This is a genomic window from Nonomuraea sp. NPDC051941 (assembly GCF_044593615.1).
This window is the reverse complement of sequence record NZ_JBIUCF010000013.1, coordinates 129,989-156,201: the sequence shown is the minus strand read 5'-3', so window position 1 is coordinate 156,201 and position 26,213 is coordinate 129,989. Positions and strand designations below refer to the sequence as shown.

Sequence of the window (26,213 nt, the reverse complement as noted above, 5' to 3'; positions counted from 1 at the left end):
ATCGGCGGTTGCGAGACTCATCGAAAAGCTTGAGGGAGGTCCCCTATGCCGTACCTGACCCAGCTGGCCGACGTCGCCCGCCGCACAGGATTCCCCGTGACCGAAGTGGCCGGGTGGCAGACCCGCGGCCACGGCCCGCAGCCCCAGGTGCAGGGCGTCGTGTGCCACCACACCGCGGGCCCCGCCGGCGGCGGCGACTACCCGTCGCTCGCGGTGGTCCGCGACGGCCGCCCCGGCCTCGACGGGCCGCTGTCCCAGTTCGGGCTCGGGAGATCCGGCCACATCTACGTCATCGCCGCCGGGCGTTGCTGGCACAACGCGCCTTCGACGTCGACGATGCACACCAACTCCGCCTCCCTCGGCATCGAGGCGGAGAACGACGGCACCCAGCCCTGGCCCGACGTCCAGAAGGACGCGTACATCCGGCTGTGCGCGGAGCTGTGCCGCGAGTTCGGGCTGCCCGCCTCGCGCGTGAAGGCGCACCGGGAGGTCAACACCTCCAAGCCTGACCCGCACTCCATCGACATGAACGACTTCCGGGCCGCCGTCGCCGCCCTCATCCAAGGCGCCCCCGCGCCTGACCCATCGTCCTGGACGGAGGAGATCGTGAAGCAACTGCCTATGATCCGGCCGGGTGACGACAGCTTTGACGTCAAGACCGTCAGAGGCTGCCTGTTCGCCCGGGGCCGAGTTCCCATGTCCGCTTACGCGCAGGTGGGGCTGGAGGACTGGCTCAAGTCCACCCGCTGCGACCCGGGGCTGGTCGAGCTGGTCCGCGGCTTCCAGCAGGCGGAGGGCATCGGCGCGGACGGCGTCGTCGGCCCGAAGACCTGGCCGTCCCTGCTCCGCGTCTGACCCCACGACGCCCCTGCCCCCGCCCAACGGTCCAGGCCCCAACGGCAAACGGCCTGACGCCATAAGGCCCGGCGGCGAGCGACCCCGCGGCAGGCGACCCCGTGGCGGGCGGGTCGATGGCGGGCGGGTCGATGGCAGGCGGCCCAACGCCGGTGGCTCAGCGGCAAGGAGCCCCGGTGGCGGGCTGCTCGACGCCAGGCAGTGCCGTCGGTCAGCCGGACACCTTTGGCGTGGCGCGCATCCCGACGTAGCACACCGGGGTCCCGTCGGGCAGGGTCGAGAAGACGACGGGCATGTAGTCCTCGCTGAACGAAGCCCCGATGCCCGAGGCTGCGAACACCGTCTCCGAGACCGGGGTCAGATCGGCCTCCAGCGGCGGCGACAGGTCCTTCATGCCATCGACGAACTCGTACCGGATCCGGCTCGGGCTGATCGTGATGACGACGCCCTCGCGCTTGTACGTGCCCACGAACGGTGTCATGTCCACCGCGATCGGCTGCGCCGGCGGGCCGAACGGGTCCGGCATGCGTACCCCGGCCAGCTCGGCCAGCAGCTCGCGGAACAGGGCGGCGTACACCTGCCGGGCCCCGCCCCCGTTGGTCATGAGCGCGACGGCCACGCCGGCCTGCGGGACGACGCGCAGGTAGGCGTACTGGCCGATGGCGGCGCCGTCGTGGCCGTAGCCGAAGACGCCATCCCAGTCGTAGAGCGTCCAGCCCAGGCCCCAGCCGTCCGCGCTGACAGTCCACTTGTCCGGGACGTCCACCTCGCGCCGCTGCATGGCCGCCACCGCGTCCGCGGGCATCACGCGCGTGCCGTCGGGGGCCAGGCCGCCGGCCAGGTGCATCTGAGCGAAGCGGACGAGGTCGCCGGACGAGGTGATGATCCGCCCGTACGGGCCGGCCGAGCGCGGCATCATGTCCCAGGCGGGCGCCGGGTCGGGGTCCTGGCCCGGCTCCCCCAGGTGGCTCATCGCCGCGCGGAACCGGAGCGCCTCCTCCGGCAGCGTCATGGAGCGTTCGAGCCCGAGCGGCGTGAACACCAGGTCCCGCAGCGCCTGGTCCCAGGTCTTGCCGGTCAGCACCTCGACGAGGCGGCCGAGCACGACGTAGCCGAGGCTGCCGTAGGAGACGGCCGTGCCGGGCCGGCAGTCCAGGGCCACGCCCCGGGCCGCCTCGACGTACTTGGCCAGGCAGTCGTCGCCCCGGCCCGAGTCGTGATTGAAGTCGTTGGTGACCCCGCCGGTGTGGCTGAGCAGCTGCCGGACGGTGATCACCTTGGTGGCCTCCTCGTCGGGAGTGGCGAACTCCGGCAGCACGTCCACCACCCGGGCGTCCAGGTCCAGCCGGCCCTCGCCGACGAGCCGCATGATCAGCGTCGCGGTGTGGACCTTGGCGATCGAGCCGGACAGGAACACCGAGTCGGGGGTCGTCGGCACGCCGGTCGCGCGGTTCAGCACGCCGGTGGCCAGCTCGTGGATGTTCCCGCCGGTCAGCACGGCCAGGGTCGCGCCGGGCACGTGGTGGGCGGCGCACAGCTCGTCGAGCCGCCGCTGCCAGTGCTCGACGTAGAAGGCGCGGCCGGTCGAGTCCAGCGTGCCCCAGTCGCCCGTGGCGTTCCAGTTCAGGTTCATGATCATTCTCCTTAGATCGAGGCGGTCTTCTTGGGCATCACCAGCAGGGCCAGTACGGCGGCCGCCACCACGCCGGCGGCGCTGATGAGGAAGGCGGACGACATGGCCGTGGTGAAGGCGTCGCGGGCGGCGGCCGCGATCCCGGCGTCGCCGAGGCCGAGCGCGCTCCCGATCGAGAGGCGGGCCGCCGCCGGCGCGGTCGCGGGCATGGCCGCGGTGTAGGCGCTGGCGAGCACGCTGCCCAGGACAGCGATGCCGAGGGCGGCGCCGGCCTGCTGGATGGTGTCGTTCAGTGCCGAGCCGACGCCGGCGTGCTCGGCCGGGATCGTGCCCATGAGGGCGGAGACAGCGGCGGGCATGGCCAGGCCGCCGCCGGCTCCCATGAGGAGCAGCGAAACGGCTGCGGTGGCCAGGCCGCTCGACGTGTCGAGGGTGCTCAGCAGCGCGAATCCACCGGCGCTCACGGCGAACCCGGTGACGATCAGCCGACGGTTGCCGATCCGCGCGCCGAGGGTCGCGCCGAGGGTGTTGCAGGCCAGGGAGGCGACGGCCATCGGGATGAAGGCCAGGCCCGACTCGGTGGGCGTGTAGCCGAGGACGTACTGCAGGTACTGGGTGAGCACCAGCAGCAGGCCGCCGTTGCCGATCTGGACCAGGGTGAGCGAGAAGCTGCCGCCGCTGAAGGTGCGGTTGCGGAACAGGCGGAGCGGGACCATGGGGTGCGGCGTACGCAGCTCCCAGATCACGAACCCGGCGAGCGCGACGACCGCCACGGCCAGCGCCGGCACGGACAGTCCGTGCGGCAGCTCGATGATCGTCCAGACCAGCGCCGACATGCCGGCCACCGACAATACGGCGCCGATCGGGTCGGGCTTGGTCTGCGGACCCTTGGACTCGGGCATGAGCACCAGCGAGGCGACGATGGCCAGCGCCGCGATCGGCACGTTGATCAGGAAGACGGCGCCCCACCAGAACCAGGCGATCAGCGCGCCGCCCAGCACCGGGCCGCCGACCAGGCCGACCATGGCGACCGCGCTCCAGGCGGCCATCGCCTTGCGCCTCTCCTGCTCGTCGAACACGGTGATCAGGATCGACAGGGTGCTCGGCATGATGAGCGCGCCGCCGATGCCCATCACCGTACGGGCGGCGATCAGCGTCACCGGATCGGCGGCGTAGGCGGCCGCCAGCGAGGCCACCCCGAACAGGGCCAGCCCGATGACCATGACCCTGCGCCTGCCGAACCGGTCGGACAGGCTGCCCGCCGTCAGCAGCAACCCGGCGAAGACCAGGATGTACGAGTCCAGGATCCACTGGATGTCCTGCGCGCTCGCCCCCAGGTCGGCGGTCAGCGGCGGGATCGCCACCGAGAGCACCATGTTGTCGATCACCAGCACGAGCGTGCTGAGACACAGCACCACCAGGATCAGCCAGCGGCGCGAATCACGTGCTTGCATCAGACTCTCCCAGACCGCGAGTACGTCGTTCTCGTCATGCGAACACTGTACGCACAAGGGAGTGGCGTACGCAACCGAGGCGGGACCGCGTCCGGACGCGGGCCCGCCCCTACCGGGTCAGTCCTGGTTGCGGGTGAAGTGGAACGGGCAGTGGCTGCCGCCCAGGCCGATGGTGGTGCGGCGCTCGAAGGCGAAGCCGTGCCTGTCAGGCTCGATGGCCTCGATCCAGTTGGCGTCGAACGCGCACATGACCGGGGTCAGCTCGGGAGCCCCGTTGGCGGTCAGCACGTCGTGGTAGAAGCACCGGCGGACGTCGACGTGGTAGCGCCGGTCGTCGTCGGCCGGCCGGTCGAAGACGAACCCCTTGCCGAACGTGTGCTCCTCGCGCGACTTGGACACCGCCACCATGGCCAGGAAGGGGTCGGGAGCGGTGTCCAGCATGGCCAGGGTGCCCTGCCGGGTGGCCTCGCCGAGCGGCTCGACGAACGCCGCGCGCACGGCGTCGATCGTCGCCGGCCGGCCCAGCCTGGGCAGCAGCAGCTCGTAAGCGGCCACGAGGGCCAGGGTCATGCGCAGGTTGTGGCGGGCGGGCTCGTCGACGATCAGGTGCCGGTTCGCCGCTTCGAGCTCCTCGTGACGTGCCCGCATGGCGGCGACGAGATCGCCGTGCTCGCGGGCGAGATGGTCGTAGAAGCCGTCGAGGAGGAGGGCGGTGTCGCCATCGGGGTCGGGAACGTAGTCGCCGTCGGAGAGCCCGAACTGGTCGGTGGACATTGCGGTCCTTTCGGTACGGTGCTCGGTCCGTACACGGCCGCGATCTCGCCCGGAGGCGTGACTGGCCGTGCTCGCGACCGAGCGAGCACGCCAGCGCGCTCCACCGACCTACCAGGCGCTGACAAGCTTGAGTTGATGTTGTCCCGGCCAGTCTAGCGATTGATCGTTCAGGCGAGCGCCTCGGCCAGGGCGACCACGCCTCCGACGGCCAGCCCCACGACCACGACCAACGGGCTGCCCTTGAGTGCCTCGACCGCGTGGAAGCCCAGGTCGCGATACTCGGGCATGCCCTCGGTGCCCGGCAGCACCAGGAGCCCGGGCCGCAGCCCCACGAGCACGATCCAGTCGAGCACCACCAGGTCGAACAGCGACAGCGTGGCGAACATGACCGCCCCGGCCACCCCCGCCGCCGCGAACCCCAGGTCCGAGCCCAGCGCCGACCGCAGGTGCAGGATCGCCCCCGCCATGAGCGGCAGGCAGCACCCGCCCCAGAAGATCACTCCGAACCACAACGCCACCCGCCGGCCCCGCTCGCTCTTGGGCCTGCCGTAACGCTCCTGGACGGCCTCCGGGTAGTCGTTGAGCAGGAAATCCCTGCTCAACGCCGCCCCGGCGAACACCCCGGCAGTGAAGAGCACGCTCATCACCAGCCCGTAGGCGAGCGCGTAACCGACAACGAGGGACCAATCCATGCCGCTCCTCCTTGGTCAGCCTCACCTAAGTTTGGGAGGCCTGGCGGCTTAAAGTCAACGCTGTGTGAAGTTCAAGCGTCTGGCTAGCATGTTCCCGTGCAAGAACGGCGCAGGCGTCCCGAATCGCGGAAGGGCAGACCCACCCTGACCAGGGAGCGCATCGCCCGCGCCGCCCTGCGGATCCTCGGCGCGTCCGGTCCGGCCGAGCTGACCATGCGCAACGTCGCCGCCGAGCTCGAGGTCTCGCCGCGGGCCCTGTACAACTACGTGGCCGACCGGGACGACCTGCTGCGCGAGGTCATGGCCGTCTGCCAGGCCGACCGGCCGCGGCCGCGCCTGGACCCGGCGCGCTGGCGGGAGAGCCTGGGCGACTACTGCAGGGACCTGCGGGGCTGGTACCGCTCGCACCGCGGCATGCTGGCCCTGGCCCACACGGAGGACCTCACCTACCTGGTGGCGCCCGGCCATCTGCGTGCCGACGACGCGCTCGTGGGCTTCTTCCTGGACATCGGACTGGCGCCGCAGGACGCGTACCGGGCCTGGACGATCACCGTGCTCCAGGTCGCCGGGTTCGCCGAGGTGTGGGACTCCTGGCACGACCATCCGCCGGCCGGCGCCGACCCGGCGAGCTGGACGGGGCTGCCGGCGTCGGCGGAGCTGCCGCACCTGCGGCGCCTGGCGGGGGAGGCCGCGGCGGAGCCGCCCGACGAGCTGTTCGAGTCGGTGATCGCCATGCTGACGTCGGGCATCGCGGCGATGGCCGGCTAGATTTTTCCGGCTGTTCCGCCCGGGGCGAGACCGTCGCGGCCTGCGGCGATAAGGCGGGCGTCAGGGTGCGCCGGGCACCGAGATCTTGGGCTTAAGCAGGACTTACCCGCCGTTCGTCACGCTGGTGTCATCGGGACTCTAGGAGATGACATGGACGCGAACGCCCCTCGCGAGGACAGCGCCGGCGGTTGGAGCCAGTTCGGTGACAAGCCGCCCACCACCGGGACCTTCACCCGGCCCGGGCCGGTGCTGCCGCCTCCTCCGCCGCCGCAGCGACGGGCCGGGTTCGTGCTCACGCGCAAGGCGGTCGCCGGGCTGGCGCTGGCGGCGTTCGCGGCGCTGACGGCGACCGCGCTCGGGGGCGGCGCCGTCGGCGCCTACGTCGCCGGCGCCGGGCAGCCGATCCCGACAGTCACCAAGACCGTGGCGAGCCCGGTCTTCCGTTCGGCCTCCGGCCAGCTCACGGTCGCGCAGGTCGCGGAGAAGGTGCAGCCGTCGGTCGTGATGATCCAGGGGCAGTCCGCCGAGGGCTCCGGCGTGGTGCTGTCGGAGGACGGGCTGATCCTCACCAACAACCACGTGGTGAGCGGCCAGGGCAAGCAGCTGACGGTCAAGTTCAGTGACGGCAAGACGGCCAAGGCCACCGTGGTCGGCACCGACCCGGCCACCGACCTCGCCGTCATCCGGGCCGAGGGTGTGTCGGGGCTGGCCAAGGTCACGCTGGGCGACAGCGACCAGCTCAAGGTGGGGGACGACGTGCTGGCCATCGGCAGCCCGCTCGGCCTGGACGGGACGGTGACGTCCGGCATCATCAGCGCGCTCGACCGTACCGTGACGGCCGGCGGCGGCCGGGGCGACCAGCAGCTCCCGCCGGGATTGGGCGGGCAGCAGCAGAGCCAGGCGGAGGAGCCGACCACGCTCGGCGGCATGATCCAGACGGACGCGGCGATCAACCCGGGCAACTCCGGCGGCGCCCTGGTGAACGCGGCCGGCGAGCTGGTCGGCATCAACAGCGCGGTCGCCGCGGACGGCGTCAATCTCGGCTTCGCGATCCCCGTGAACACCGCCAAGCAGGTCTCCGAGCAGCTCATCAGCAACGGCAAGGTGACCCACGCCTTCCTCGGGGTGAGCGTCACCGACGCCACCGGCGACGTGCCCGGCGCGCTGATCCGCCAGGTGAGCGCCGGCAGCCCGGCCGAGAAGGCCGGGCTGAAGCAGGGAGACCTGATCACCAAGATCGGTGACACGGCGGTCTCCGGCGGCGACACGGTGGTGGGCCAGGTTCGCGGGTTCAAGGTCGGCCAGCAGGTGCCGGTCACGTACCAGCGGGACGGTAAGACCGACACCGTGACCGTGACCATGGAGGAGAAGAAGTAACCCGTCTTCCGCGAACTTCCCGGTCAGGCATCGACCGGGAAGTTCGCGCGGAACACGCCCTGCGGGTCGCGGGCGCGCTTGAGTTCGCGCAGCCGGGCCAGGGTCCCCTCGTCGAAGGCGTCCGCCGCCCGCTCCCCCGCGGTCAGGAACGTGTACGGCTTGCGCCCGCTGACACGCAGCTCCCCGACCAGCTCGGCCCGCCTGGCGGCCACCCCGTCCTTGAGGCGGGATGCGGACGATCATCGGCGCGGCGGCCGTGGCCGGCGAGGCGACGAACTTCCGGCGGTTCAGCCGCGCCTACACGGTCGAGCCGGTGCTGGTCAACGGCATGGTCGGGCTCGTCGGCAGGGAGAACGGCCGGCCCCGGTCGGTGCTCGGCTTCACGATCACCGACGGCAGGATCACCGCCCTGGAGATCCTCAACGACCCGGAGCGCCTCGCCCTGCTCGACCTGAGCGCGTCGGCCGAGTAAGCGTCAGCGGAGGGAGATGTACAGGGCCTCGCCGACCTTGCGGTAGCCGACGCGGGCGTAGACCCGCGCGGCGCCGTCGTCGGCCGGGGTGAGGAACGGGGTCGTGACCCCGGCGCCCGCTCCCTCGCGGGTCAGCAGCGCCGTGACCGCTCCCGCGATGCCGCGCCGCCGGTGCGAGGGCAGCACCGCGATGCCCGCGACCTCGGCGACCCCCTGGTGCGGGCGGCCGAGCTGCCCGGCGCCGACGGCCTCCCCGGCGTCGAAGGCGGCGGCGATCAGGCCGCCGCCGTCGAGGACCCGCCGGAACCGCGCGATGTCGTGCTCGGTGGGCTCCGGCGCGTCGAACGCCTCGTTCATCACCCGCGCGACCCGCAAGAGGTCGGCATCCTCGGTCACGAGCGCGACCCGTACGTCCACCGGCCGCTCCACCACCTCGTCCGGCGGGCACACCAGCAGCGGATAACGCCCCTCCTGGGCGAACCCGGCCGCGAGAAGGGCGTCCTCCACCTTCGGGGACACCTGCGGCACGTATTCCAGGCGGGGCGTCCTGGCCCGCGCGCGGAACGCCTCGACCAGCTCGGCGACCTCGTCGGCCGTGGGCGCGGCGTCGTCGTCGGGAACGGCGTAGTTGAACGGGAGCGCGTCGTCGTGCTCGTCGAACTTGATCGTGAACGGCCCGCACCGGACCGCCCGGTCCCCCGCCATCGACCTGAGGTAGGCATGCACGTGAGTGCCCAGCAAAAGCGTTCTCCTTCCCGAAGGATCCGACGCATACGCTATCGCCAGTGCCGCCTGATCACCCGCCCCCGGGGACGATCAGGCCGCTCTCGTAGGCGGCGATCACCGCCTGCACCCGGTCCCGCAGCCCCAGCTTGGTCAGGACGTTGCTGACGTGGGTCTTCACGGTGTGCTCGCTGACGACCATGGCCTGCGCGATCTCCGCGTTGGACAGGCCGCGGGCGATCATGCGCAGCGTCTCCTGCTCGCGTGCCGTGAGCACGGCCAGCCGCTCCGTCGGCGGCACGGCCGGACGGGCGGCCGCTCTGGCGGTGAACTCGGCGATCAGCTTCGTGGTGACCGACGGCGCGAGCAGCGACTCGCCGGCCGCCACCACCCGTACGGCGTGGATGAGGTCGTCGCGGCGGACGTCCTTCAGCAGGAACCCGCTCGCCCCCGCGCGCAGCGCGTCGTAGACGTAGTCGTCCAGGTCGAACGTGGTCAGCATGAGGACGCGGCAGCCGCTGTCCGCGCACACGATCCTGGCCGCCTCGATGCCGTCCATGACCGGCATGCGGATGTCGAGCAGCAGCAGGTCGGGACTGTGCTCACGGACGGCGGCGACGGCCTGCTCGCCGTCTCCCGCCTCGGCGACGACCTCGATGTCCGGCTGGGCGTCGAGGATCATGCTGAATCCGGCGCGTACCAGCTCCTGGTCGTCCGCGACCACCACGCGCACGCTCATGCCGCCACCGCCCGGCCGGCCAGCGGGAGCCGTACGAGGACCCGGAAGCCCGGCCCGTCGGGGCGCCGGCCGAAGTCGGCGGTGCCGCCGCAGGCCGCGGCCCGCTCGCGGATGCCGATCAGGCCGTTGCCGCCCGAGGGGAGCGAGCTTCCCGAGCCGCGACCGTCGTCGGCGATGTCGATCATGAGGGTGTCGTCCTGCCAGGTGAGTCTGATGTCGGCACGGGCCGCGCCCGCGTGCTTGACGATGTTGGTGAGGGCTTCCTGGGTGATCCGGTAGGCGGCGATCTCCGTGTCGGGAGTCAGCGGCCCCGGCTCGCCGGAGCTGGAGTATGTCACGTCGAGACCGGTGGCCCTGACCTGTTCGGCCAGGGTGGTGAGCGCGGCGATCGTCGGCTGCGGCGCCCGCGGGCCCTCTTCCTCCTTGAGCACGCTCAGCATGCGGCGGAGCTGGACCATGGCGTCGCGCCCCGCGGCGGCGATCGCGTCGAAGACGGCCTCCGCCCTGGCGGGGTCGCTCCTGACCACCACCGGTCCGGCTTCGGCCTGGACGACCATGAGGCTGACCGCGTGGGCCAGGATGTCGTGCATGTCGCGGGCGATCCTGGCCCGCTCGCGTTCGGCGGCCCGCTCGGCCTCGGCCTGGCGCTCGCGGGCCAGCTGGACGGCGCGTTCCTCAAGCGCGGCGGCGTGGGCCCGGGAGGCTGCGGCGGCCCGGCCGATGGCGTAGGCGGCGGTGAAGAGCACGACGCCGCGCATCGCGGTCTCGGAGGAGCCGACGATGAGCAGGCCGCCGGCGATCGTGAAAGCCAGCATGATCAGGCGGGGCCACCTGGCGGAGTAGGCGGCCACGGTGTAGAGCGCCATGAGCGAGCCGTACCAGATGGGCTGCGCGGCCACCTCGTCGACGACGTCGTAGAGGCCGGTCGCGATGAGGCTGGCGGCCAGGACGGTCACCGGCGCGCGGCGCCGCCAGATCAGCGGCACCGCGGCGGTGACCACGACCGCGTAGCCCCACCAGTGCCAGGGCCCGCCGTACGGGTTCTCGCGGGTGAACAGCGGCCACAGCTGCGCGACCAGCACCAGCAGCGCGAGCGCCGCGTCCACCCAGATCGGCGGCAGCGAGCTCGACCACCGGCGAATCGCCGCAAAGAACCGTAGATCGGACACGACATCCCATCTTGCCTCGTACGTCATGCGAGCGCGGCGGCGGGCCTGGGCGTGGCGGGGACCTGGCGAGCGACGGGGACGAACGAGACCAGCAGGCAGAGGGCGCCGAGCGGGATGAGGTCCTTCTCGATGAACGGCAGGATGAGGTCGACCATGACCAGGAGGGGCGTCCACACCCTGACCCGGCGCAGCGCCGCGAGCTGCACGACGAGGGCGAGCTGGCCGGCGAAGAACAGGAGCGGGACGACGTCGTAGACGACGGCCGAGACGCCGGGGACACTCTGGACCCGGTCGAACAGCACGCCCATCGCCTCGTTGTCGGCTGACATGAACCCGACCACGATGTCGATGCCGAACTGTGCGAGCAGCGCCACGACGCCGACGGTCCCGGCCGTCGCGCTCGCGGTGGCCAGCGCGTTCCCCCCGGCCATCCGCCGCATCTGCCAGAAGACCGGGACGAACAGGACGAGTGCCGCCATGAAGGCGAGGTGGCCGGTGGTCCACGCGATGCCGGGACCCCGGCTGCCGTCGAGGCCGTCGAGGATCCGGATCACGCCGTAGGCGAGCACGAGCAGGGGCGCGGCGATGAAGGGGATACGGGAGTTCATGGGGACGATCCTCGGCCTCGCGGGGGTCCTCGGGCATCGCCGGTGAGGGCGATTCCGCGGCTCCCTCTCAGGAGTGAGGACGAATCCGTCGCTCAGCCGCGCCGCTGCGCGTAGTGCTGCTGGATCAGCGCGGCCGCGCAGGCCATCGTGGCCAGGCCAAACCCGATGCCGACGAACATGTTGAGATCGGAGGTGGAGGTGACCATGTTGCCGACCGCGAAGATCGCCAGCAGCAGCCACAGCACGGGGCGGGGGATACGGACGGGGTTCATGGCGTGCTCCTCACAAGATCGGGTGACACCCCAAGACGCTACGGATCGCCGTCGCCACGGGCGATCCCGCCAGTGAGACAGCCCGAGGTACAGCAGGCTGTACTGTTCGTCCGCCATCACCTCTTCGTCCTGGGAGATGCCCTAGGGTCTGAGGATGCCGACTCCCGACGCGGGGCCCTTACGCCGGCGGGACATGGTGGCCCGGACCCGCGCCACCCTCGACGCCCTCGAACACCTCGTCGGCGGCGTCGGCACCGCGATCCTGGCGATCCTGGCCGTGTTCGTCGTGGTCATCACCGCGCTGGCCTGCCTCGTCGGCGTGGGCCTGCTCTTCGTGCCCACCGCTCTGCACGTGCTGCGCGTCGTCGCCGACCGGGAGCGGGGGCGGCTGTCCCGCTGGGGGCCTGACGTCGTCATCAGTCCCGACCCGGTCCCGTCCGAGTTGCGGGCGGCGATCACGAACCCGGCGAGCCGGCGCGAGCTGTACTGGGTGCTGATCCACGGGTTCTTCGGGCTGCTGCTCGGGGCGGTCGGCATGACGCTGCCGCTCAGCGCGGTACGCGACCTCACGTTCCCGCTGTGGTGGCGGCTGATGCCGGACGGGGCGGGTGTGGACCTCTGGGTGGTGCGCGACCTCCCGGGCGCCCTCGCGGTCGGCGCGCTGAGCGTGGGCTGGATCGCGCTGACCCTGGCCCTCGTCCCCGGCATGGCGCGCCTGCAGGCGTGGCCGGGGCGGCGGCTGCTGGCCGCCGATCCCAGCACCGACCTGGCGCTGCGGGTCGCCCAGCTCACCGCGACCCGCGCGGAGGCGCTCGACGCGCACGCCGCCGAGCTGCGGCGGATCGAGAGATCGCTGCACGACGGCACGCAGAACCGGCTCGTCGCCGTCAACGTCATGCTCGGCGCGGCCCGCCGCGCGCTGGCCCGCGACCCGGCCACCGCCGACGCCATGCTCGAACGCGCGCAGGACGCCGCCGAGCAGGCCCTGGCCGAGCTCCGCGCGGTCTCCCGCAGCATCCTGCCCCCGGTGCTGACGGACCGGAGCCTCGCCGACGCGCTGACAGGCCTGGCCGCCGCCTGCCCCGTCCCCTGCCGGATCGACGTCGACATGCCCGGCAGGTGCGCCGCGTCCGTCGAGGCCACGGCCTACTTCGTGGTGGCCGAAGGGCTCACCAACATCGCCAAGTACAGCCAGGCGCGGCACGCCACCGTCACGATCCGGCGGCACGACGACCGGCTGGACCTCCGGATCACCGACGACGGCCGCGGCGGAGCGGACGAGCGGAGCGGGTCGGGGCTGGCCGGGATCCGCCGCCGTGCCGAGGCCCTCGACGGGACCTTCGCGCTGACCAGCCCAGAAGGCGGACCTACCACCATGAATGTGAGCCTCCCATGCGGATTGTGATCGCCGAGGACGACCCGCTCCTGCGCGAGGGTCTCGCGCTGCTGCTGCGGGCGGAGGGGCTGGACGTCGTGGCCACCGCGCCCGACCCGGACGGCTTCCTGACCGCGATCGACGCCCACCAGCCGGACGCCGCCATCGTGGACGTCCGGATGCCCCCGACCCACACCGACGAGGGCATCGTCGCGGCCGTCGAGGCCCGGCGGCGCCAACCGGAGCTGGCCGTGCTCGTGCTGTCGGCGTACGTGGAGCAGGCGTTCGCCACCGACCTGCTCGCCCACGGCAGCGCCCGGCTGGGCTACATGCTCAAAGAGCGGGTCGGGCGGGTCGAGGAGTTCATGGGCGCGCTGCACCGCGTGGCGGAGGGGGGCACGGCCATCGATCCGGAGGTCGTCGCGCAGCTGCTGGCCCGCAGCAGGCCCGACAGCCGGCTCGACCGGCTCAGCCCGCGCGAGCGAGACGTGCTGGCGCTGATGGCCGAGGGCCTGGGCAACGCCGCCATCGCCGAGCGGCTGTTCGTCACCGACGGCGCCGTGCACAAGCACATCCGCAGCATCTTCTCCAAGCTCGACCTGGCGCCGACCGACCGGACCGACCGGCGCGTGGCGGCCGTCCTGCACTACCTGGAGAACGGGAAATAGCGGGCTAGGCGCCCAGGTCGCGGGCGATGTTGTCCAGCCTGGTCGCCAGGTCCTCCAGGGCCTCCTCGCTCAGCCCGCCCGCCGGCAGCCGGGCCGCGAGCTCGTCGCGGTGCGCGATGACCAGGCCCTTGTGCGCGTCATCCACCTCGTCGGCCGGCAGGACCACGCAGTCACCCTGGACGAACACCAACGTGGCGTCGGGTTCCTCCGACTGCAGCAACCGGCGGACGCATTCAAGATCGACGAGAGACATCTCTGCTCCTCTGCCCCGACTGACCTCAAACTGGGCGCTTACCCAGAGGGCGCTCATCCGAACGTCGGAGGGCCGCCGTCGGCGTGCGAGCGCCGCACGCTGAACGTCACCAGATACACGGCGGCCCCCAGCGCCACGAGGGCAGGCGGCACGGCGAGCAGCGGCCGCGCGGCCAGCAGGGCCAGCACGGTCAGGACCACCCCCACCAGCAGCCCGAGCGCGGCCGCCAGCAGGCGCACGCCGAGCCAGTTCGACGGCGGCGGCGCCTGCGGCCACTCGCCATGGCCGCCTCCGTGCACGTCGGGCACGCCGGTGTCGCTCACCACGCCGGAGGAGGTGATCTCCTCGGGAGGTGGCGGCTCGCGCAGCACGGGAGCGAAGAACTCGTCCTCGGGATCGTTGTCGCGCCTGTTCATCCTGGATCACCTCACCGGATCGGCTTCCTCCAGCTCGTGCAGGAACGGGTTGACCACGGCGTTCAGCTCGGCCAGGAGCGCTTCGAGCGAGGCCTGGGCGTCGTCGAGGTTCGGCAGGCCCGCGGCCCGCGCGTGGGTGGGCGTGGGCAGGCGCTCGACCGGCAGCGGCACCCGGAGCTCCAGCGTGCTCAGCGCGGTCGGCCGCTCGTACGGCGGCGGCACGTAGGTGGGCTCCTGGCGCTGCCAGCTCGACCAGCCCCGCGGCAGCGGGAACGGGAGCGGGGCGGCCAGCTCGACCACCGCCAGCAGGCCCGGAACCTCCTCCGGGCGGTGACAGGTCGCGTCCAGCACCCGCGGGTGGCGGCGCACGTAGGCGTGCTCCGCCACCGGGCGCGTGGCCACCTCCCACGCGCCCAGTGCGAAGTGCAGCGGGTCCAGAGTGACGCCGCCCGCGGCCGGCTCGCCGTGCACGGCTTCGAAGGCATGCCGCCATCTGCGCAGCTCCTCGCCGTAGCGCTCCTGCGCGCTGCCCGGCTCCGCGCCGTCGCGCCCTCGCGCGGCGCCGATCCAGAACGCCTGCGTGCCGGCCATGCGCCTCCCCCGGTGTCAGCCCTTGATCTCGATGCGGCGGGCGCGGCCCTTCTCGGTCTTGGGAACGCGCAGGATCAGGATGCCGTCCGTCAGCTCGCCGCCGATGTGCTCGGTGTCGGCGTCGCTCGGCAGGATCGTCCGGTAGACGAACCGTCCGGTGCGCCGGCGCAGCATCTGGCCCTTGTCCTCCTCGTTGATCTCCCCGGACACGCACAGCTCGCTGTCGTTGACCTCGACGTTGATGTCGTCCCGCTTCAGGCCGGGAAGCTCCGCCCGCACGATGTAGGCGTCCGGGGTCTCCTCGGTCTCCGCCACCGGCCGCCAGGCGGCCATGTCGCTCTCCGCGCCCTGCTCGAAGAGCCGCCCCATCTGATCCCACAGCTGCTCGAACTCGGTGAAGGGATCCCAGGACCGCCTCTGCCAGGGAACACCCGCCTGCATCGCTCCGCGATTGCGCCTTATCGGCAAAGCCACTGCTTTCTCACCTCCGTGACGTGAGGGACACCGTCGTCCCCCTCCTCCAAATTCATCCCGTACCCGCAATCTTCCGTCATGAACGGTTCCGTCGCAGGTCAGAGGGCGTGTCGAAGCCATCGGACGGGGAAGCTGGGTGGACATGACCGACGGAACGGGGACCATGCCGGGCCCGGGCGCCGGGGAATCGGTCACGCTGGCGCTCGCGGGCGACACCATGCTCGGCCGCGGCGTGGCCGAGCGGCTGAGCCTGACCGCCGACCCGGCCGACTTCTTCGACACCGGCGTGCGCTCGGTGCTCTCCCGGGCCGATCTGGTCCTGTTCAACCTCGAATGCTGCGTCTCGGCCCGCGGCCGGCGCTGGGACCCGCTGCGCAAGGCGTTCCACTTCCGCGCCCCGCCCCAGGCCGCGGCGATGCTGGCGGAGCTGGGCGTGCACGCGGTCACGCTGGCCAACAACCACGCCCTGGACTACGGCCACGAGGCCCTCCTCGACACCCTCGACCACCTGGCGGCTGCCGGGATCCGCACCGTGGGCGCGGGCGCCGACCTGGCCCGGGCCTGGGAGCCCGCCGAGCTGAAGGTGGGGGACCTCCGCCTGGCGGTGCTGGGTATCACCGACCATCCCCCCGAGTTCGCGGCCACCGAGCGCAGGCCCGGCGTCGCGTACGCCGACCTCGGATCCGGGGTGCCGGACCGGCTCACGGGCACGATCGGGAGCCTGGACGCCGACCTCGTCCTGGTCTGCGTCCACTGGGGCCCGAACATGACCTCCAAGCCCGTCACGCACGTCCGCCGCGCCGCCCGGGCCCTGGTGAAGGCCGGCGCGTCCCTGGTGGCCGGGCATTCCGCGCACGTCTTCCACGGGGTGGCCGGACCGGTCCTGTACGACCTGGGCGACCTCATCGACGACTACATCGTGGACCCCGAGCTCCGCAACGACCTCGGGCTGATCTTCCTGGTCACCCTGGACGAGCGAGGCCCGGTACGGCTGCGCGCCGTCCCCATCGCGCTGGACTACTGCCGTACCAGGATCGCGAACGACATGGAGACCCGCTGGATCCGGGCCCGCTTCACCGCCGCCTGCGCCGACCTCGGCACCGAGGTCAGGTCGGAGGCCGGCACGCTCACCGTCGATCTCCGGCCGCAGGTGGATTGACCGGACGCGCCACCCACTTCGGGTACGCGGTCAATTACCCACAGTGACCATATGGTGTGGTCAGTGGCCCTTTTGGGGTCCGGCACCTAGCGAGAGGATCGACATGGCGCACGAACCGAGAATCGACGTCGAGAGCAGAGCCCAGTCGGTCAGGAGCAGCCTGACAGAGGAGCAGTCCGAGCGGATCGTGGACGCGCTCGGCGAGCAGGGGGTCTGGTTCTCGACCCCGCATCCCCGCGTGAGCGAGGCGCCCAGGCCCGACCGCGTCTGGGAGCTGGTGGGCGACAAGCCGCACCTGGGGCGCACGGCCACCGGGCGGGCCGCGATCTATCTGGCCGACGGGCACGCCGCGCTGACCCGGCCGCTGATCTTCGCCGACGGCTTCGGTTACGGGCCCAGCGACCTGGACGCGTTGTGGGCCCACTTCAACAGCGAGCGCAGCCCCGGGTTCCTGGACCAGCTCCGGACCATGGGCATCGACGTCATCCTCCTGGGCTTCGACCAGCGTCAGACGTACATCCAGGCCAACGCCGCCGTGGCGGTCACCTGCGTCCAGCGGGCCATCCGGGAGCGGCAGGGCGACCTCCCGCTGGTCGTCGGCGGCGTCAGCATGGGCGGCATGGTCACCAGGTACGCGCTGGCGCGCATGGAGACCGAGGGTGCCGACCACCAGACCGACAAGTACTTCTCCTATGACACGCCGCACCTCGGCGCCTGGATCCCGCTGGTGCTCCAGCAGCTCGCCTACCTGCACGAATCGCTGGAGCCGAGCGCGAACGGCCCCGGGCAGGCCGAGCTGATCCGCAGCCCGGCCGCGCAGCAGCTCCTGTGGGCCTGGGTCGAGAACGAGGACTACTCGGGCCCCGTGACCACCGCGAGCCCGCTGCGCACGGACTTCCTGGACGACCTGCGCCGGGTCGGCTGGTTCCCGATCCGCCCGTACAAGCTGGGCCTGGCCAACGGGGTCGGCGACGGCACGGGGCGCGACCTGCCGCCGGGCACGCCGGTGTTCGACCTGCACTACGATCCGCTGCAGCTCACGGCCAAGATCCAGCCGGACATGGGCCAGCTGCAGAACGTCGGCACGGTCAAGTTCGGGGCTCCGACGTGGACGAGCGCCACCTCGCACGTGGCCGCGTTCGACGGGGCGCCGGGCGGCACGCTCGACTCGTGGGGCAGGGTGGCCGACGCGATCGGGCTGCCCGTCCAGGATCGGTTCCGCCACAGCTGCTTCGTGCCCGCGGTCAGCGCCATCGCCCTGGCCAGGGACCCGTACCAGTGGCAGACCGACCTGTACAGGGACCTCACCGAGCTGCCGAAGGACGAGACATTCCTGGACGCGTTCTGCTGCGACACGGCCAACACCGAGCACGGCAACGTGTCCGAGGTGCTGATCGACTGGTTCCTGGAGCAGCTCGCCGGCTGGTAGCGGCGGCGAAGAGGCGCCGGCTCGCACGCGGGCCGGCGCCTCTTCGTGTCTAGCGGGTGCCGCGGTGCACGACCAGGAGCTGGTCGCGGGTGGCGTTCCGGTCGCGGTAGGCGATCGCGGCCGGGGCCTCGGCGCTGTGATGGCCGGGCAGCCGCTCGTCGGCGCTCCACGAGGAGCCGTCGAAGACGGTCCACCACAGGCGCTGGTCGCTCGCGCCGCGGTGGACGCAGTAGAGGCGGTCCTTGTAGACGGTCAGCGCGGGGCCCTCGGCGGCCGAGTGCATGGTCAGCTTCTGGTCGGGCGTCCAGGCGGAGCCGTCCCAGCGCGTCCACCACAGGCTGGAGTCCTTGCCGGTGTGCACGCAGTAGAGGTGGCCCCGCCAGACGGCCAGCGCCGGGTTGGACCGGCAGGCGTGCTGGGGCAGCTGGGTGCAGGGGCTCCACGAGGAGCCGTCCCACCGCGTCCACCACAGGGTGGAGTCGGTGCCGGCGTGCACGCAGTAGAGCTGCCCGTCGAACGTGGCCAGCGCGGGGGCGGAGGCGCTGGGGTGCTCGGGGAGCTTGGCGTCGGGGCTCCAGGTGGAGCCGTCCCACCGCGTCCACCACAGGTTGTCGTCGCCGTCGCCGCGGTGCACGCAGTAGAGCCGCCCGTCGTACGCCGCCAGCGCCGGGGCCGAGTCGCTGACGTGCCCGGGCAGTCTCCGGTCCGCGCTCCACCCTTCCTGGGCGTCGTAGACCGTCCACCACAGGCTGGGATCGTCGGCCTCGCCGCGGTGGACGAGGACCAGCCCGTCCTGGAACTCCGCGAGGGCCGGGGCCGACACGCTGAAGTGCTCGACGAACGTCTGGTCAGGAGTCCATCCCTCGCCGGGCTCGTGAACCGTCCAGTACAGCCGCTCGCCGTCGCGCCGGTCCTCGCGGGCCGGCACCATCATGGCGGGCGCGACCCACGGCGAGACCAGCTTCACGCCGTACGGCCGGGCGACCGAGGTGATCCAGTCGGCCTTGGCGCGCACCTGCCGCTCGACGTGTGGGGCGAGCCAGGAGCCCAGCACGGTGGCCGCGGTCTCGCCGACGAGCTGCGGGATCTCGGCGGCCAGCAACGCGGCGCTCTCGTTGAGGTGGATCTCGAAACCCCACCACCTGGAGACGGGCCAGACCTCCGCGCCCATGGTGCCGAGCTCGCTCTGCAGCCGCCGTACGCGGTCCTGGGCCTGGGGCGACAGCCCGGCGATCTGGCGCCCGCTCTCCCGCTTGGCCGCCGACCACTCGACCTCGACGGCCTCCTGTACGGACGACTCGTCCAGCAGCTCGCTCTCGACGGCCGCGTCCACGGCGGCGGCGGCCACCGGGTCGTCCTGGCTGTGCAGCAGCACCTCCTCGCCGTCCACCTCCGCAGTGTCGAGCCCCGCTCTGTCGGCCCGGGTGTCATCAGTCATTTCCAGCCCCCCTGGAGTGATACGCACCATTCGATGCGCATATGCACCATCCATGGTAACCAGACGTAGTCATCTGATTACTCTTCAGGGGTACCCGTAGGCTACCTCTCGACGTCCACGGTGAACGCGTCGAAAACCGCCCGGCCCGCGCCGTCCCCCGCCGCGAACAGGCCCAGCACCGCCCCCACCCACCGGCTCTGCGTGGCCTGGAAGGGAGCGCCGACCTCGCGCAGCCCGTCGCCGGTGTCGGCCAGGAACGTGACGAGCGCGTCCTCCCCGATCCGCGCGCCGACGGTGACGTGCGCGCCGTCCTTGACGGGCAGGGGCTCCATGCCCCCTTCCATGCCCCCTTCCATGTCCCCTTCCATGTCCCCGCACACCAGCGCGGTCCCGTCCGCCGTGCGCTCCAGCCCGACGTAGGCGTAGGTGAACCCGAGCACGACCAGCCCCGCCCTGCCCTCGCCGTCCAGGGTGAGGCCGGTGGTGACCGTGCACGGGTCGCCGGGCAGCCGCTGCCCGAGCACGGACGGGCGCTCCCTGAGGTCCTCCGGCCCCGGCGCGCAGGCCAGGCGGAGGGTGCCGTCCCGCAGCTCCCACCAGGAGGGGTCGGGGTTGGCCTGCCAGCTCCACTGCAGGCCGAGCTCGGGCCCGGCGAAGTCGTCGGAGGTGGCGGGCCCGGCCGGCGCGCCGCCGGGGACGGGCACGGGGCCGCCGGGCACCGGCTCGCCGTCCGCGCCCATGACCGGCCAGCCGTCCTCCCAGGCCATGGGCTGCAGGTGGACGACCCGGCCGTAGGCGCCGCGGTCCTGGAAGTGCATGAACCAGTGCTCGCCCGACGGGGTGTCCACCCAGCCGCCCTGGTGCGGCCCGTTCACGTCGGTCCCGCCCTGCTCCAGCACGATCCGGTCCTCGTACGGGCCGAAGATCGAGCTCGCCCGGAACACCGACTGCCAGCCCTGCTCCACGCCGCCCGCCGGCGCGAAGACCCAGTACGTGCCGTCGCGCTTGTAGAGCTTGGGCCCCTCCAGCGTCCGGTAACCGGGCAGCAGGTCGGCGTCAATGATCAGGGTGCCCTCGTCCAGCACCTCGCGGGCGTCCGGCGACATGCGGTGCAGGGTGAGCCGGTTGTTGACGCCGGCGCGGCTCTTGGCCCAGCCGTGCACCAGGTACGCCTGGCCGTCGTCGTCCCACAGCGGGCACGGGTCGATGAGCCCGGCGCCCGGCTTGACCACGTGCGGCGCGGTCCACGGACCCCGCGGGTCCTCCGCGCTCACCACGTGGATCCCCACGTCGGGGTCGCCGTAGAAGATCCAGAACCGCCCGTCGTGATGGCGCAGCGAGGGCGCCCACACGCCGCAACCCGGCCGCACGTCGTCATAGCCGCTGGTCACGGCATGCCCGATGATCGTCCAGTTGACCAGGTCGCGCGAGTGCAGGATCGGCAGGCCCGGGACCTTGGTGAACGTGGAGGCGGTCAGGTAGAAGTCCGCGCCGACGCGGATCACGTCAGGGTCAGACCAGTCGGCGTTCAGCACGGGGTTGCGGTAGGTCGTCATCCCTCACTCCTTGGCGGCACCTGCTGCAATCGGTTGCAGGAAACGTCGCACCCGCACGTACCTGGCGTCAAATGGCCCGAGTGCCCGCCGAGGGCCGGGAGCAGGCCGTCATGCCTGAAATTCGAAATTTTCGGGGCGCTGGCCTGGCGATTCCCAGGCGCGGCGGGGAGAGTGGGGGTCATGACGGTCGAGGACCAGCCCCAGCAGTTGCCCAAACTGGCCGTGATCGCCCGCGAGGCCGGCGTGTCCGTTGCAACCGTTTCCAAAGCTCTCAACGGCCGCTCCGACGTCTCCGCCCACACCCGCCGGCTGGTCGCCGAGGTACTGGAGCGGCGCGGCTACCCCAGGCAGCGGGTCAGGCCCGCGCGGGGGAGCATGGTGGACGTCATGCTGCAGGCCCTCGACTCACCGTACGCGCTGGCGATCCTGGGCGGGGTGGAGGACGCGGCCTGGCGGGCAGGCGTGGACCTGGTGGTCTCGGCCGTGTGCGACCGCACCAAGCACGGCCAGCCCCCGCCCGCGTGGCTGGACCGGATCGGCGCCCGCGACAGCGCCGGCGTCCTGCTCGTGCGCACGTCGCCGACCGCCGCGCAGCGGGCCTGGCTGGCCGACCGGGGGATCCCCGCGGTGATCGTCGACCCGCGCCGCAAGCCGCCGTCCGGCCTGCCCGCCGTCGCCTCGGCCAACCTGGACGGCGCGCGGGCGGCCACCGAGCACCTGATCGCCCTCGGCCACTCGCGGATCGCCGTCGTCACGGGCCGTCCCGGGGTCCCGTGCGCGGCCGAACGGCTGGCCGGCCACCGCCAGGCCATGGCCGCCGCCGGGCTCCGGGCCGACCCCCGGTGGGAGGTGTGCGGCTACTTTCAGCAGGGCGACGCTTTACGAGCCACCCGCCGCCTGCTCGCCTCCCTCCCCCATCCGCCGACCGCCGTCTTCGCCTGCTCGGACTCCATGGCCGTCGGGGTGTACCAGGCGCTGGGCGAGCACGGGCTCCGCGTGCCCGACGACGTGAGCGTGATCGGCTTCGACGACTCCTGGGCCGCCGCCCACGTCACGCCGGCCCTCACCACGGTCCGCCAGCCCTGGCCCGAGCTGGGCGCGGCGGCACTGACGGCACTGCTCACCGACGGCGCTCCGGGCCGGATCGAGCTGCCCACGGCGCTGGTCACGCGCTCGAGCACCGCCCCGGCCCGGCCGTCGTGACCACCGCTTCGTGGGCGGATCGGATGGCGGCGGCCAGGGACCGCGCGGTTACAGTTGGTGCGTGACTGCCCTGCACGACGCTACTGAGTTGAGCGTCACCGAGGCGGCCCAGCGAGGGGTTGCCCGCCTGGTGGCCGGGGCGGAGCAGGGGAGCGATCTGGTGGTCACCCGCCGGCACCAGCCGGTGGCGGCCGTGGTGAGCATCCGCCGGCTCAACGAGTTGGAGGAGGCGGCGGCCGATCTGCGGGATCTGGCGCTGGTGCTCGCTCGGTCGGCCACTGACACGGGGGAGCGGATCTCGCTCGATGAGGTGCTGGCCGCTTTCGGGCACACTCGCGATTCGCTGGCCGCCATCCCGGACGACGAGTAAACGTATCCGACGTCGTCTTCACGGCGCCGGCGGTCGACGGCCCTCGACGCATCGGCCCAGACGCGGCGCCCAAGATACTCAAGAAGAACCTGCTGTTCCGCTATGACGATGACGTCCTGGTCAATCCACACGTATACGGAGAACCGGCCTCGGCCAACCCGACCTTCCACTTCCGCCGCCTCGATGGCGGGACGATGGCCGAGCACTACATGTCGTCGTTCGAGCGCGTCTGGGCCGGAGCCGTTCCGTGGTCCGGCGTGGAGATCTGAGAGGCATCTCATGGGACGAGTTGAGTACTGGAACGACCCGAGCGCACCCAAGGCGAACAGTCTCGTACCGGCCTGTGGGACGGTCACCGTGGACGACGCGGGGCGCATCCTCATGCAGTGCCGTCGCGACACGGGCCAGTGGGCGTTGCCGATGGGCAAGATGGAGATCGGTGAGACGCCCTCGCAGTGCGCCGTGCGGGAAACCGAGGAGGAGACCGGGGTCTTGGTCGAGCCGGTGGGCATCCTTGGGATCTACTCCGACCCCGGTCACATTGTCGCCTACACGGACGGCGAGATCCGCCAGGAGTACGAGGTCATGCTGATCGCCCGCCCGGTCGGCGGTCAGCCGGAGGTCAACGACGAGGCGAGCGATGTGCGGTGGGTTGAGCCGGGCGAACTGCACTTGCTGGACATTCACCCCACGCAGTGGCGGCAGCTCAACGACTACCTAGAGCAGAGGCATCCTCACGTTGATTGAACCCAGGCCATCCGTAGCCGCCATGTGCCGTAGAACGCTCTAGCAAAAACGCGAATGAGGGAAGATCGAGAAGTGGACCGGGCGCGGCGGGCGTTGTCTTGCTGCAAGGGCGAGGCGCACTCGGTGGACGAGGAGTGGTGATGACCGAGCGGACCGGTTGGGCTGATCTCCGTGACCGACGACTGTCCGAGCCCGGGGCGGCCGAGGCATACGATGCGGCTCGTCTCACCTTCGAACTCGGTCGGACGGTACGACAGATGCGGGAATCTCGTGGGTGGAGCCAGAGTGAGCTGGCTCGTGCGGCTGACATGACGCAGTCAGCAGTGGCCCGTTTCGAAGGAGGAGGCACCGTGCCGACGCTGCCGGTCCTCGAGCGACTGGCCAGGGCTCTGGATGCCGAGCTGGAGGTGCGAATCAGTCCACGTGCTCCCGCAGCCTGAGCCTGATTTATCCCGCGAAATGAAGTGCGACCACCAACAGCATCAGACGGGTCCACCACCCGGCAGGCCCGATCGCTGTCGCGTGAATTCTTACGCTGCTCGGGTCAAAGCTGAGGCCGTAATGATGGGTGTCGCGCCCTATGCGTGACGCTTATTCATGAGCGCGACCGAGAGGTCCCACGCGTCGGTTCTCTGGTAATGGATCTCCCCATGCTCCCCGGCCCACGAATTCTCCGAAGGCGAGCCGGTCCGGGGTGGGCAGCAGACGGCCCACTGTCCAACCGGTCAACGGGCAGGGACCGATGGCGCCGGAGGCGCGGGGGGTGTGCCGGAGGCGCCTGGATAAGGGCGTCTGAGCCCCTGCGCGAAGCGCCCCTGGCGAAGCCCTTTGTCCCGGGGCGGGTGTCAGCGGGCCCACCACCCAGACGGGTGACGGGTGGGTGGCCCCTGGCGCACCTACTACTTGCCGTCGTGGTCGCGGTGGCGCTGCGGGCGGGGGGCCACCACGTCGAAGGAGGCCGTGGCGGTCTTGTTGCCGACCTTGACGGTCACGGTCTTGCTGCCGGGCTTGGTCTTGGACGGCACGGTCAGGGTCTTGGTGGCCTCGCCGTCGGAGAGCGTCACGCGGTAGCTCTTGCCCTCGGGGCTGGTCACGACGGCCGTGCCGGAGCGCAGGCCCTTGGCGGCGATCGTCACGTCGTACGAGTCGCCGGCGCGCACCCGGTCAGGGTCGACGGAGACCTCCAGCGCGAACCTGCGAGCGTCGTCGCGGCCCTTGACCCACTGGTCCTGGGTAACAGTGGGCGTGACGGGGTTCGAGTGCGTCGGCTGCGGGGCCTTGGCGGTGGCCGCCGGCTGCGGCCTGGCGTCGGCGAACGCGGCGCCCGACAGGGGCAGCGTCAGCAGAGCGGCGCTGGCGAGGGTCACGGCGAAAGGCTTGGAGAAGCGCACTGGATACGAATCCAATCCGGGACGGACCTGGCCGAACATCTGAATTCAGCCCCGAAGGTCTTCCCTCGCCAATCACCCTGCCGAGCCAACCTGAGAAACGCCTGTGCTCACCTTATGTATTGGATAAGCGCAGGTAGCGGCCTCGACCTGGGGTCGGTGATCTGCAACACATAATTTCTCTTATGTGATTCTCAGATTCTTCCCGGGTTCGTTCTCAGGATCGGCGGCCGCCTTGGGGAATCGGCGCGGCGAGGCGATCTTCGTGAGATCACGGCACGATCACGGCGAGCTGTGTGCCAGCTAAATCCGGACATAGGAGGACATAAAGGCTGGGCTGAGAGGGATACCTTCCTGCCTCACAGACGCACCGAACGCTCATGGCGTTCCCGCGACGAGCAAGGAGCATCCCCTTGAAGATCAAGCACACCCTCGCCCCCGTCGGCGGCGGGCTGGCCGCCACGGCGCTGCTCGGCGCCTCGCTGGCGGGCGGCGCGCAGGCCGCCCCGCACGTGAAGCCGACCGAGAGCGTCAGCATCACCACCGCCAAGGGCATCGCCGCCTACTGGCTGGAGAACAACGGCGCCGCGCTGAAGGCCGCCACCTACGTCGAGGAGGACACCACCGACGTCGACAAGCTCACCTCCACGGGCACCCCGTCCACCGACACCAAGGCGGGCTCGGTCGCCCCGACCGGCACCACCACGACCACCGGCAAGTCGAAGAACGTCAACCTGCCGAAGACCGTCGGCAAGGTCTTCTTCGTCGACTCGGCGGGCAAGAAGCGCTGGTGCTCGGCCTCCTCCATCCAGGGCAAGTACGCCAACGTGGTCGCCACGGCCGGCCACTGCGTGTACGACACCGCCAACGACGAACAGCTCATGGACAACTGGGTCTTCGTGCCCGGCTACTACCAGGGCAAGGCCCCGTGGGGCGTCTACGTCGGCAAGCAGGCGTTCGTGCACTACGACTACAGCGTGTACGAGGACTACGACCGCGACTACGCGTTCGTCTCGGTCTACAACGGCGTGACCGTCAAGGACTCGACCGTCACCAGGTCCGAGTACGAGGCCGACCGGGCCAAGCCGGGCACCGACACCACGAAGGCCGACCACGGCTACTACGACCGGTCGTCGAACACGTACCACGTGATCGACGCCACGGACGCGGGCCGGCTGGGCGACAACGTCGGCGGCCAGGGCATCTCCTGGAACCAGCCGCTGAAGAAGGCGCACTACGTGTTCGGCTACCCGCAGGCCGCGCAGCCCGACGGCAACAAGCCGTTCACCGGCGTCACGCCCAAGTGGTGCTACGGCACGACCACGGCCAAGACCGTTGGCTCGGCCGCCAAGAAGATCGAGGAGCACGTCGGGCTGAAGTGCTCCATGACCGCCGGCGCCGACGGCGGGCCGTGGCTGCTGAAGTACAGCAGCGCCAAGCGGCTCGGCTATCTCAACGGCGTGACCAGCGCGTTCTACGACCAGGACGAGAACGACCGGGTCGACTACATCAGCTCGCCGTACTTCGACGCCGAGACCTACAGCGTCTACTCCTCCGCGGCCAACGTCTGGTCCGGGAAGCTCTTCTGACCGAATAAGAGGTGACTGACG

Annotated in this window: 30 protein-coding genes; 13 read left to right on the top strand and 17 right to left on the bottom strand. The window is 71.3% G+C overall.

Annotated elements, in window-relative coordinates; genetic code table 11:
* Positions 1 to 45: 45 nt before the first annotated feature.
* Positions 46 to 855, top strand: a complete 810-nt coding sequence (locus ACIHFD_RS22965) for an N-acetylmuramoyl-L-alanine amidase (RefSeq protein ID WP_397368627.1) — start codon at positions 46 to 48, stop codon at positions 853 to 855.
* Positions 856 to 1,066: 211 nt separating this feature from the next.
* Here the strand turns inward: ACIHFD_RS22965 and ACIHFD_RS22960 are convergent, their stop codons facing one another.
* From ACIHFD_RS22960 to ACIHFD_RS22945, 4 genes are all read right to left on the bottom strand, one after another.
* Positions 1,067 to 2,488 (bottom strand): serine hydrolase domain-containing protein, encoded by a 1,422-nt coding sequence (locus tag ACIHFD_RS22960; protein ID WP_397368626.1) that lies wholly within the window; start codon positions 2,486 to 2,488, stop codon positions 1,067 to 1,069.
* Positions 2,489 to 2,499: 11 nt separating this feature from the next.
* Positions 2,500 to 3,942, bottom strand: coding sequence for an MFS transporter (locus ACIHFD_RS22955; RefSeq protein WP_397368625.1), 1,443 nt, complete (start codon positions 3,940 to 3,942; stop codon positions 2,500 to 2,502).
* A 117-nt stretch (positions 3,943 to 4,059) separates the two neighbouring features.
* Positions 4,060 to 4,716, bottom strand: coding sequence for an L-2-amino-thiazoline-4-carboxylic acid hydrolase (locus ACIHFD_RS22950; RefSeq protein WP_397368624.1), 657 nt, complete (start codon positions 4,714 to 4,716; stop codon positions 4,060 to 4,062).
* Positions 4,717 to 4,883: 167 nt separating this feature from the next.
* A complete protein-coding gene (locus ACIHFD_RS22945; protein WP_397368623.1) occupies positions 4,884 to 5,408 on the bottom strand; it encodes a hypothetical protein in 525 nt (174 codons plus the stop codon).
* A 96-nt stretch (positions 5,409 to 5,504) separates the two neighbouring features.
* Here ACIHFD_RS22945 and ACIHFD_RS22940 point away from each other — a divergent pair, with 96 nt between their 5' ends.
* Together ACIHFD_RS22940 and ACIHFD_RS22935 are read left to right on the top strand one after the other, a co-directional pair.
* Positions 5,505 to 6,176, top strand: coding sequence for a TetR/AcrR family transcriptional regulator (locus tag ACIHFD_RS22940; RefSeq protein ID WP_397368622.1), 672 nt, complete (start codon positions 5,505 to 5,507; stop codon positions 6,174 to 6,176).
* A 150-nt stretch (positions 6,177 to 6,326) separates the two neighbouring features.
* Positions 6,327 to 7,553: a S1C family serine protease gene (locus ACIHFD_RS22935; RefSeq protein ID WP_397368621.1), complete on the top strand. Its 1,227-nt coding sequence runs from the start codon at positions 6,327 to 6,329 to the stop codon at positions 7,551 to 7,553.
* 23 nt (positions 7,554 to 7,576) lie between these two features.
* Here the strand turns inward: ACIHFD_RS22935 and ACIHFD_RS22930 are convergent, their stop codons facing one another.
* On the bottom strand, positions 7,577 to 7,765 hold the full coding sequence (locus tag ACIHFD_RS22930) for a BBE domain-containing protein (protein ID WP_397368620.1): 189 nt from the start codon (positions 7,763 to 7,765) through the stop codon (positions 7,577 to 7,579).
* Between the two features lie 17 nt (positions 7,766 to 7,782).
* On the opposite strand from ACIHFD_RS22930, the gene ACIHFD_RS22925 reads away from it, so the two are divergent.
* Positions 7,783 to 8,025: a hypothetical protein gene (locus tag ACIHFD_RS22925; RefSeq protein ID WP_397368619.1), complete on the top strand. Its 243-nt coding sequence runs from the start codon at positions 7,783 to 7,785 to the stop codon at positions 8,023 to 8,025.
* Between the two features lie 3 nt (positions 8,026 to 8,028).
* Here the strand turns inward: ACIHFD_RS22925 and ACIHFD_RS22920 are convergent, their stop codons facing one another.
* The 5 genes from ACIHFD_RS22920 to ACIHFD_RS22900 form a co-directional block, all read right to left on the bottom strand.
* Entirely contained in the window at positions 8,029 to 8,766 is a 738-nt protein-coding gene (locus tag ACIHFD_RS22920) for a GNAT family N-acetyltransferase (protein WP_397368618.1), read from the bottom strand.
* A 55-nt stretch (positions 8,767 to 8,821) separates the two neighbouring features.
* Entirely contained in the window at positions 8,822 to 9,487 is a 666-nt protein-coding gene (locus ACIHFD_RS22915; RefSeq protein WP_363978133.1) for a response regulator transcription factor, read from the bottom strand.
* Positions 9,484 to 10,656 carry a sensor histidine kinase gene (locus ACIHFD_RS22910; RefSeq protein WP_397368617.1) on the bottom strand — a complete coding sequence of 391 codons (1,173 nt, stop codon included), beginning with the start codon at positions 10,654 to 10,656 and terminating at the stop codon, positions 9,484 to 9,486. Before ACIHFD_RS22910 ends, ACIHFD_RS22915 begins: the two co-directional genes overlap by 4 nt.
* Positions 10,657 to 10,679: 23 nt before the next feature.
* Complete coding sequence (locus ACIHFD_RS22905) at positions 10,680 to 11,264, bottom strand: hypothetical protein (RefSeq protein ID WP_397368616.1); 585 nt, start codon at positions 11,262 to 11,264, stop codon at positions 10,680 to 10,682.
* A gap of 92 nt (positions 11,265 to 11,356) precedes the next feature.
* Positions 11,357 to 11,536 carry a hypothetical protein gene (locus ACIHFD_RS22900; protein ID WP_363978124.1) on the bottom strand — a complete coding sequence of 60 codons (180 nt, stop codon included), beginning with the start codon at positions 11,534 to 11,536 and terminating at the stop codon, positions 11,357 to 11,359.
* A 154-nt stretch (positions 11,537 to 11,690) separates the two neighbouring features.
* Between ACIHFD_RS22900 and ACIHFD_RS22895 the strand changes: the two genes are divergently transcribed.
* Both ACIHFD_RS22895 and ACIHFD_RS22890 read left to right on the top strand, forming a co-directional pair.
* A complete protein-coding gene (locus ACIHFD_RS22895) occupies positions 11,691 to 12,941 on the top strand; it encodes a sensor histidine kinase (RefSeq protein WP_397368615.1) in 1,251 nt (416 codons plus the stop codon).
* Positions 12,929 to 13,579 (top strand): response regulator, encoded by a 651-nt coding sequence (locus ACIHFD_RS22890; RefSeq protein ID WP_397368614.1) that lies wholly within the window; start codon positions 12,929 to 12,931, stop codon positions 13,577 to 13,579. The genes ACIHFD_RS22895 and ACIHFD_RS22890 overlap by 13 nt, the downstream gene beginning before the upstream one ends.
* A gap of 4 nt (positions 13,580 to 13,583) precedes the next feature.
* Here the strand turns inward: ACIHFD_RS22890 and ACIHFD_RS22885 are convergent, their stop codons facing one another.
* Genes ACIHFD_RS22885 through ACIHFD_RS22870 form a run of 4 tightly spaced genes read right to left on the bottom strand, consistent with a single transcriptional unit; the run spans position 13,584 to position 15,280 of the window.
* A complete protein-coding gene (locus ACIHFD_RS22885) occupies positions 13,584 to 13,832 on the bottom strand; it encodes a hypothetical protein (RefSeq protein ID WP_397368613.1) in 249 nt (82 codons plus the stop codon).
* Positions 13,833 to 13,885: 53 nt separating this feature from the next.
* Positions 13,886 to 14,248, bottom strand: a complete 363-nt coding sequence (locus tag ACIHFD_RS22880; protein ID WP_350723471.1) for a hypothetical protein — start codon at positions 14,246 to 14,248, stop codon at positions 13,886 to 13,888.
* 6 nt (positions 14,249 to 14,254) lie between these two features.
* Positions 14,255 to 14,839 carry a hypothetical protein gene (locus tag ACIHFD_RS22875; RefSeq protein ID WP_363978112.1) on the bottom strand — a complete coding sequence of 195 codons (585 nt, stop codon included), beginning with the start codon at positions 14,837 to 14,839 and terminating at the stop codon, positions 14,255 to 14,257.
* A gap of 15 nt (positions 14,840 to 14,854) precedes the next feature.
* On the bottom strand, positions 14,855 to 15,280 hold the full coding sequence (locus ACIHFD_RS22870; RefSeq protein WP_350723475.1) for an Hsp20/alpha crystallin family protein: 426 nt from the start codon (positions 15,278 to 15,280) through the stop codon (positions 14,855 to 14,857).
* A 175-nt stretch (positions 15,281 to 15,455) separates the two neighbouring features.
* Between ACIHFD_RS22870 and ACIHFD_RS22865 the strand changes: the two genes are divergently transcribed.
* A complete protein-coding gene (locus tag ACIHFD_RS22865; protein ID WP_397368612.1) occupies positions 15,456 to 16,472 on the top strand; it encodes a CapA family protein in 1,017 nt (338 codons plus the stop codon).
* A 103-nt stretch (positions 16,473 to 16,575) separates the two neighbouring features.
* Positions 16,576 to 17,901, top strand: a complete 1,326-nt coding sequence (locus tag ACIHFD_RS22860) for a hypothetical protein (protein WP_397368611.1) — start codon at positions 16,576 to 16,578, stop codon at positions 17,899 to 17,901.
* A gap of 49 nt (positions 17,902 to 17,950) precedes the next feature.
* On the opposite strand, the gene ACIHFD_RS22855 is transcribed toward ACIHFD_RS22860, so the two are convergent.
* Complete coding sequence (locus ACIHFD_RS22855; protein ID WP_397368610.1) at positions 17,951 to 19,339, bottom strand: hypothetical protein; 1,389 nt, start codon at positions 19,337 to 19,339, stop codon at positions 17,951 to 17,953.
* Between the two features lie 101 nt (positions 19,340 to 19,440).
* Positions 19,441 to 20,895, bottom strand: a complete 1,455-nt coding sequence (locus ACIHFD_RS22850; RefSeq protein WP_397368609.1) for a glycoside hydrolase 43 family protein — start codon at positions 20,893 to 20,895, stop codon at positions 19,441 to 19,443.
* 180 nt (positions 20,896 to 21,075) lie between these two features.
* On the opposite strand from ACIHFD_RS22850, the gene ACIHFD_RS22845 reads away from it, so the two are divergent.
* From ACIHFD_RS22845 to ACIHFD_RS22830, 4 genes are all read left to right on the top strand, one after another.
* On the top strand, positions 21,076 to 22,098 hold the full coding sequence (locus tag ACIHFD_RS22845; RefSeq protein ID WP_397368608.1) for a LacI family DNA-binding transcriptional regulator: 1,023 nt from the start codon (positions 21,076 to 21,078) through the stop codon (positions 22,096 to 22,098).
* A 61-nt stretch (positions 22,099 to 22,159) separates the two neighbouring features.
* A complete protein-coding gene (locus tag ACIHFD_RS22840) occupies positions 22,160 to 22,468 on the top strand; it encodes a type II toxin-antitoxin system prevent-host-death family antitoxin (protein WP_397368607.1) in 309 nt (102 codons plus the stop codon).
* A 279-nt stretch (positions 22,469 to 22,747) separates the two neighbouring features.
* Positions 22,748 to 23,215 (top strand): NUDIX domain-containing protein, encoded by a 468-nt coding sequence (locus tag ACIHFD_RS22835; RefSeq protein WP_355193822.1) that lies wholly within the window; start codon positions 22,748 to 22,750, stop codon positions 23,213 to 23,215.
* Between the two features lie 140 nt (positions 23,216 to 23,355).
* Positions 23,356 to 23,655 carry a helix-turn-helix domain-containing protein gene (locus ACIHFD_RS22830; RefSeq protein ID WP_397368606.1) on the top strand — a complete coding sequence of 100 codons (300 nt, stop codon included), beginning with the start codon at positions 23,356 to 23,358 and terminating at the stop codon, positions 23,653 to 23,655.
* Between the two features lie 459 nt (positions 23,656 to 24,114).
* On the opposite strand, the gene ACIHFD_RS22825 is transcribed toward ACIHFD_RS22830, so the two are convergent.
* A complete protein-coding gene (locus ACIHFD_RS22825) occupies positions 24,115 to 24,582 on the bottom strand; it encodes a hypothetical protein (RefSeq protein WP_397368605.1) in 468 nt (155 codons plus the stop codon).
* 434 nt (positions 24,583 to 25,016) lie between these two features.
* On the opposite strand from ACIHFD_RS22825, the gene ACIHFD_RS22820 reads away from it, so the two are divergent.
* Positions 25,017 to 26,192, top strand: coding sequence for a hypothetical protein (locus ACIHFD_RS22820; RefSeq protein WP_350723495.1), 1,176 nt, complete (start codon positions 25,017 to 25,019; stop codon positions 26,190 to 26,192).
* Positions 26,193 to 26,213: the final 21 nt, after the last annotated feature.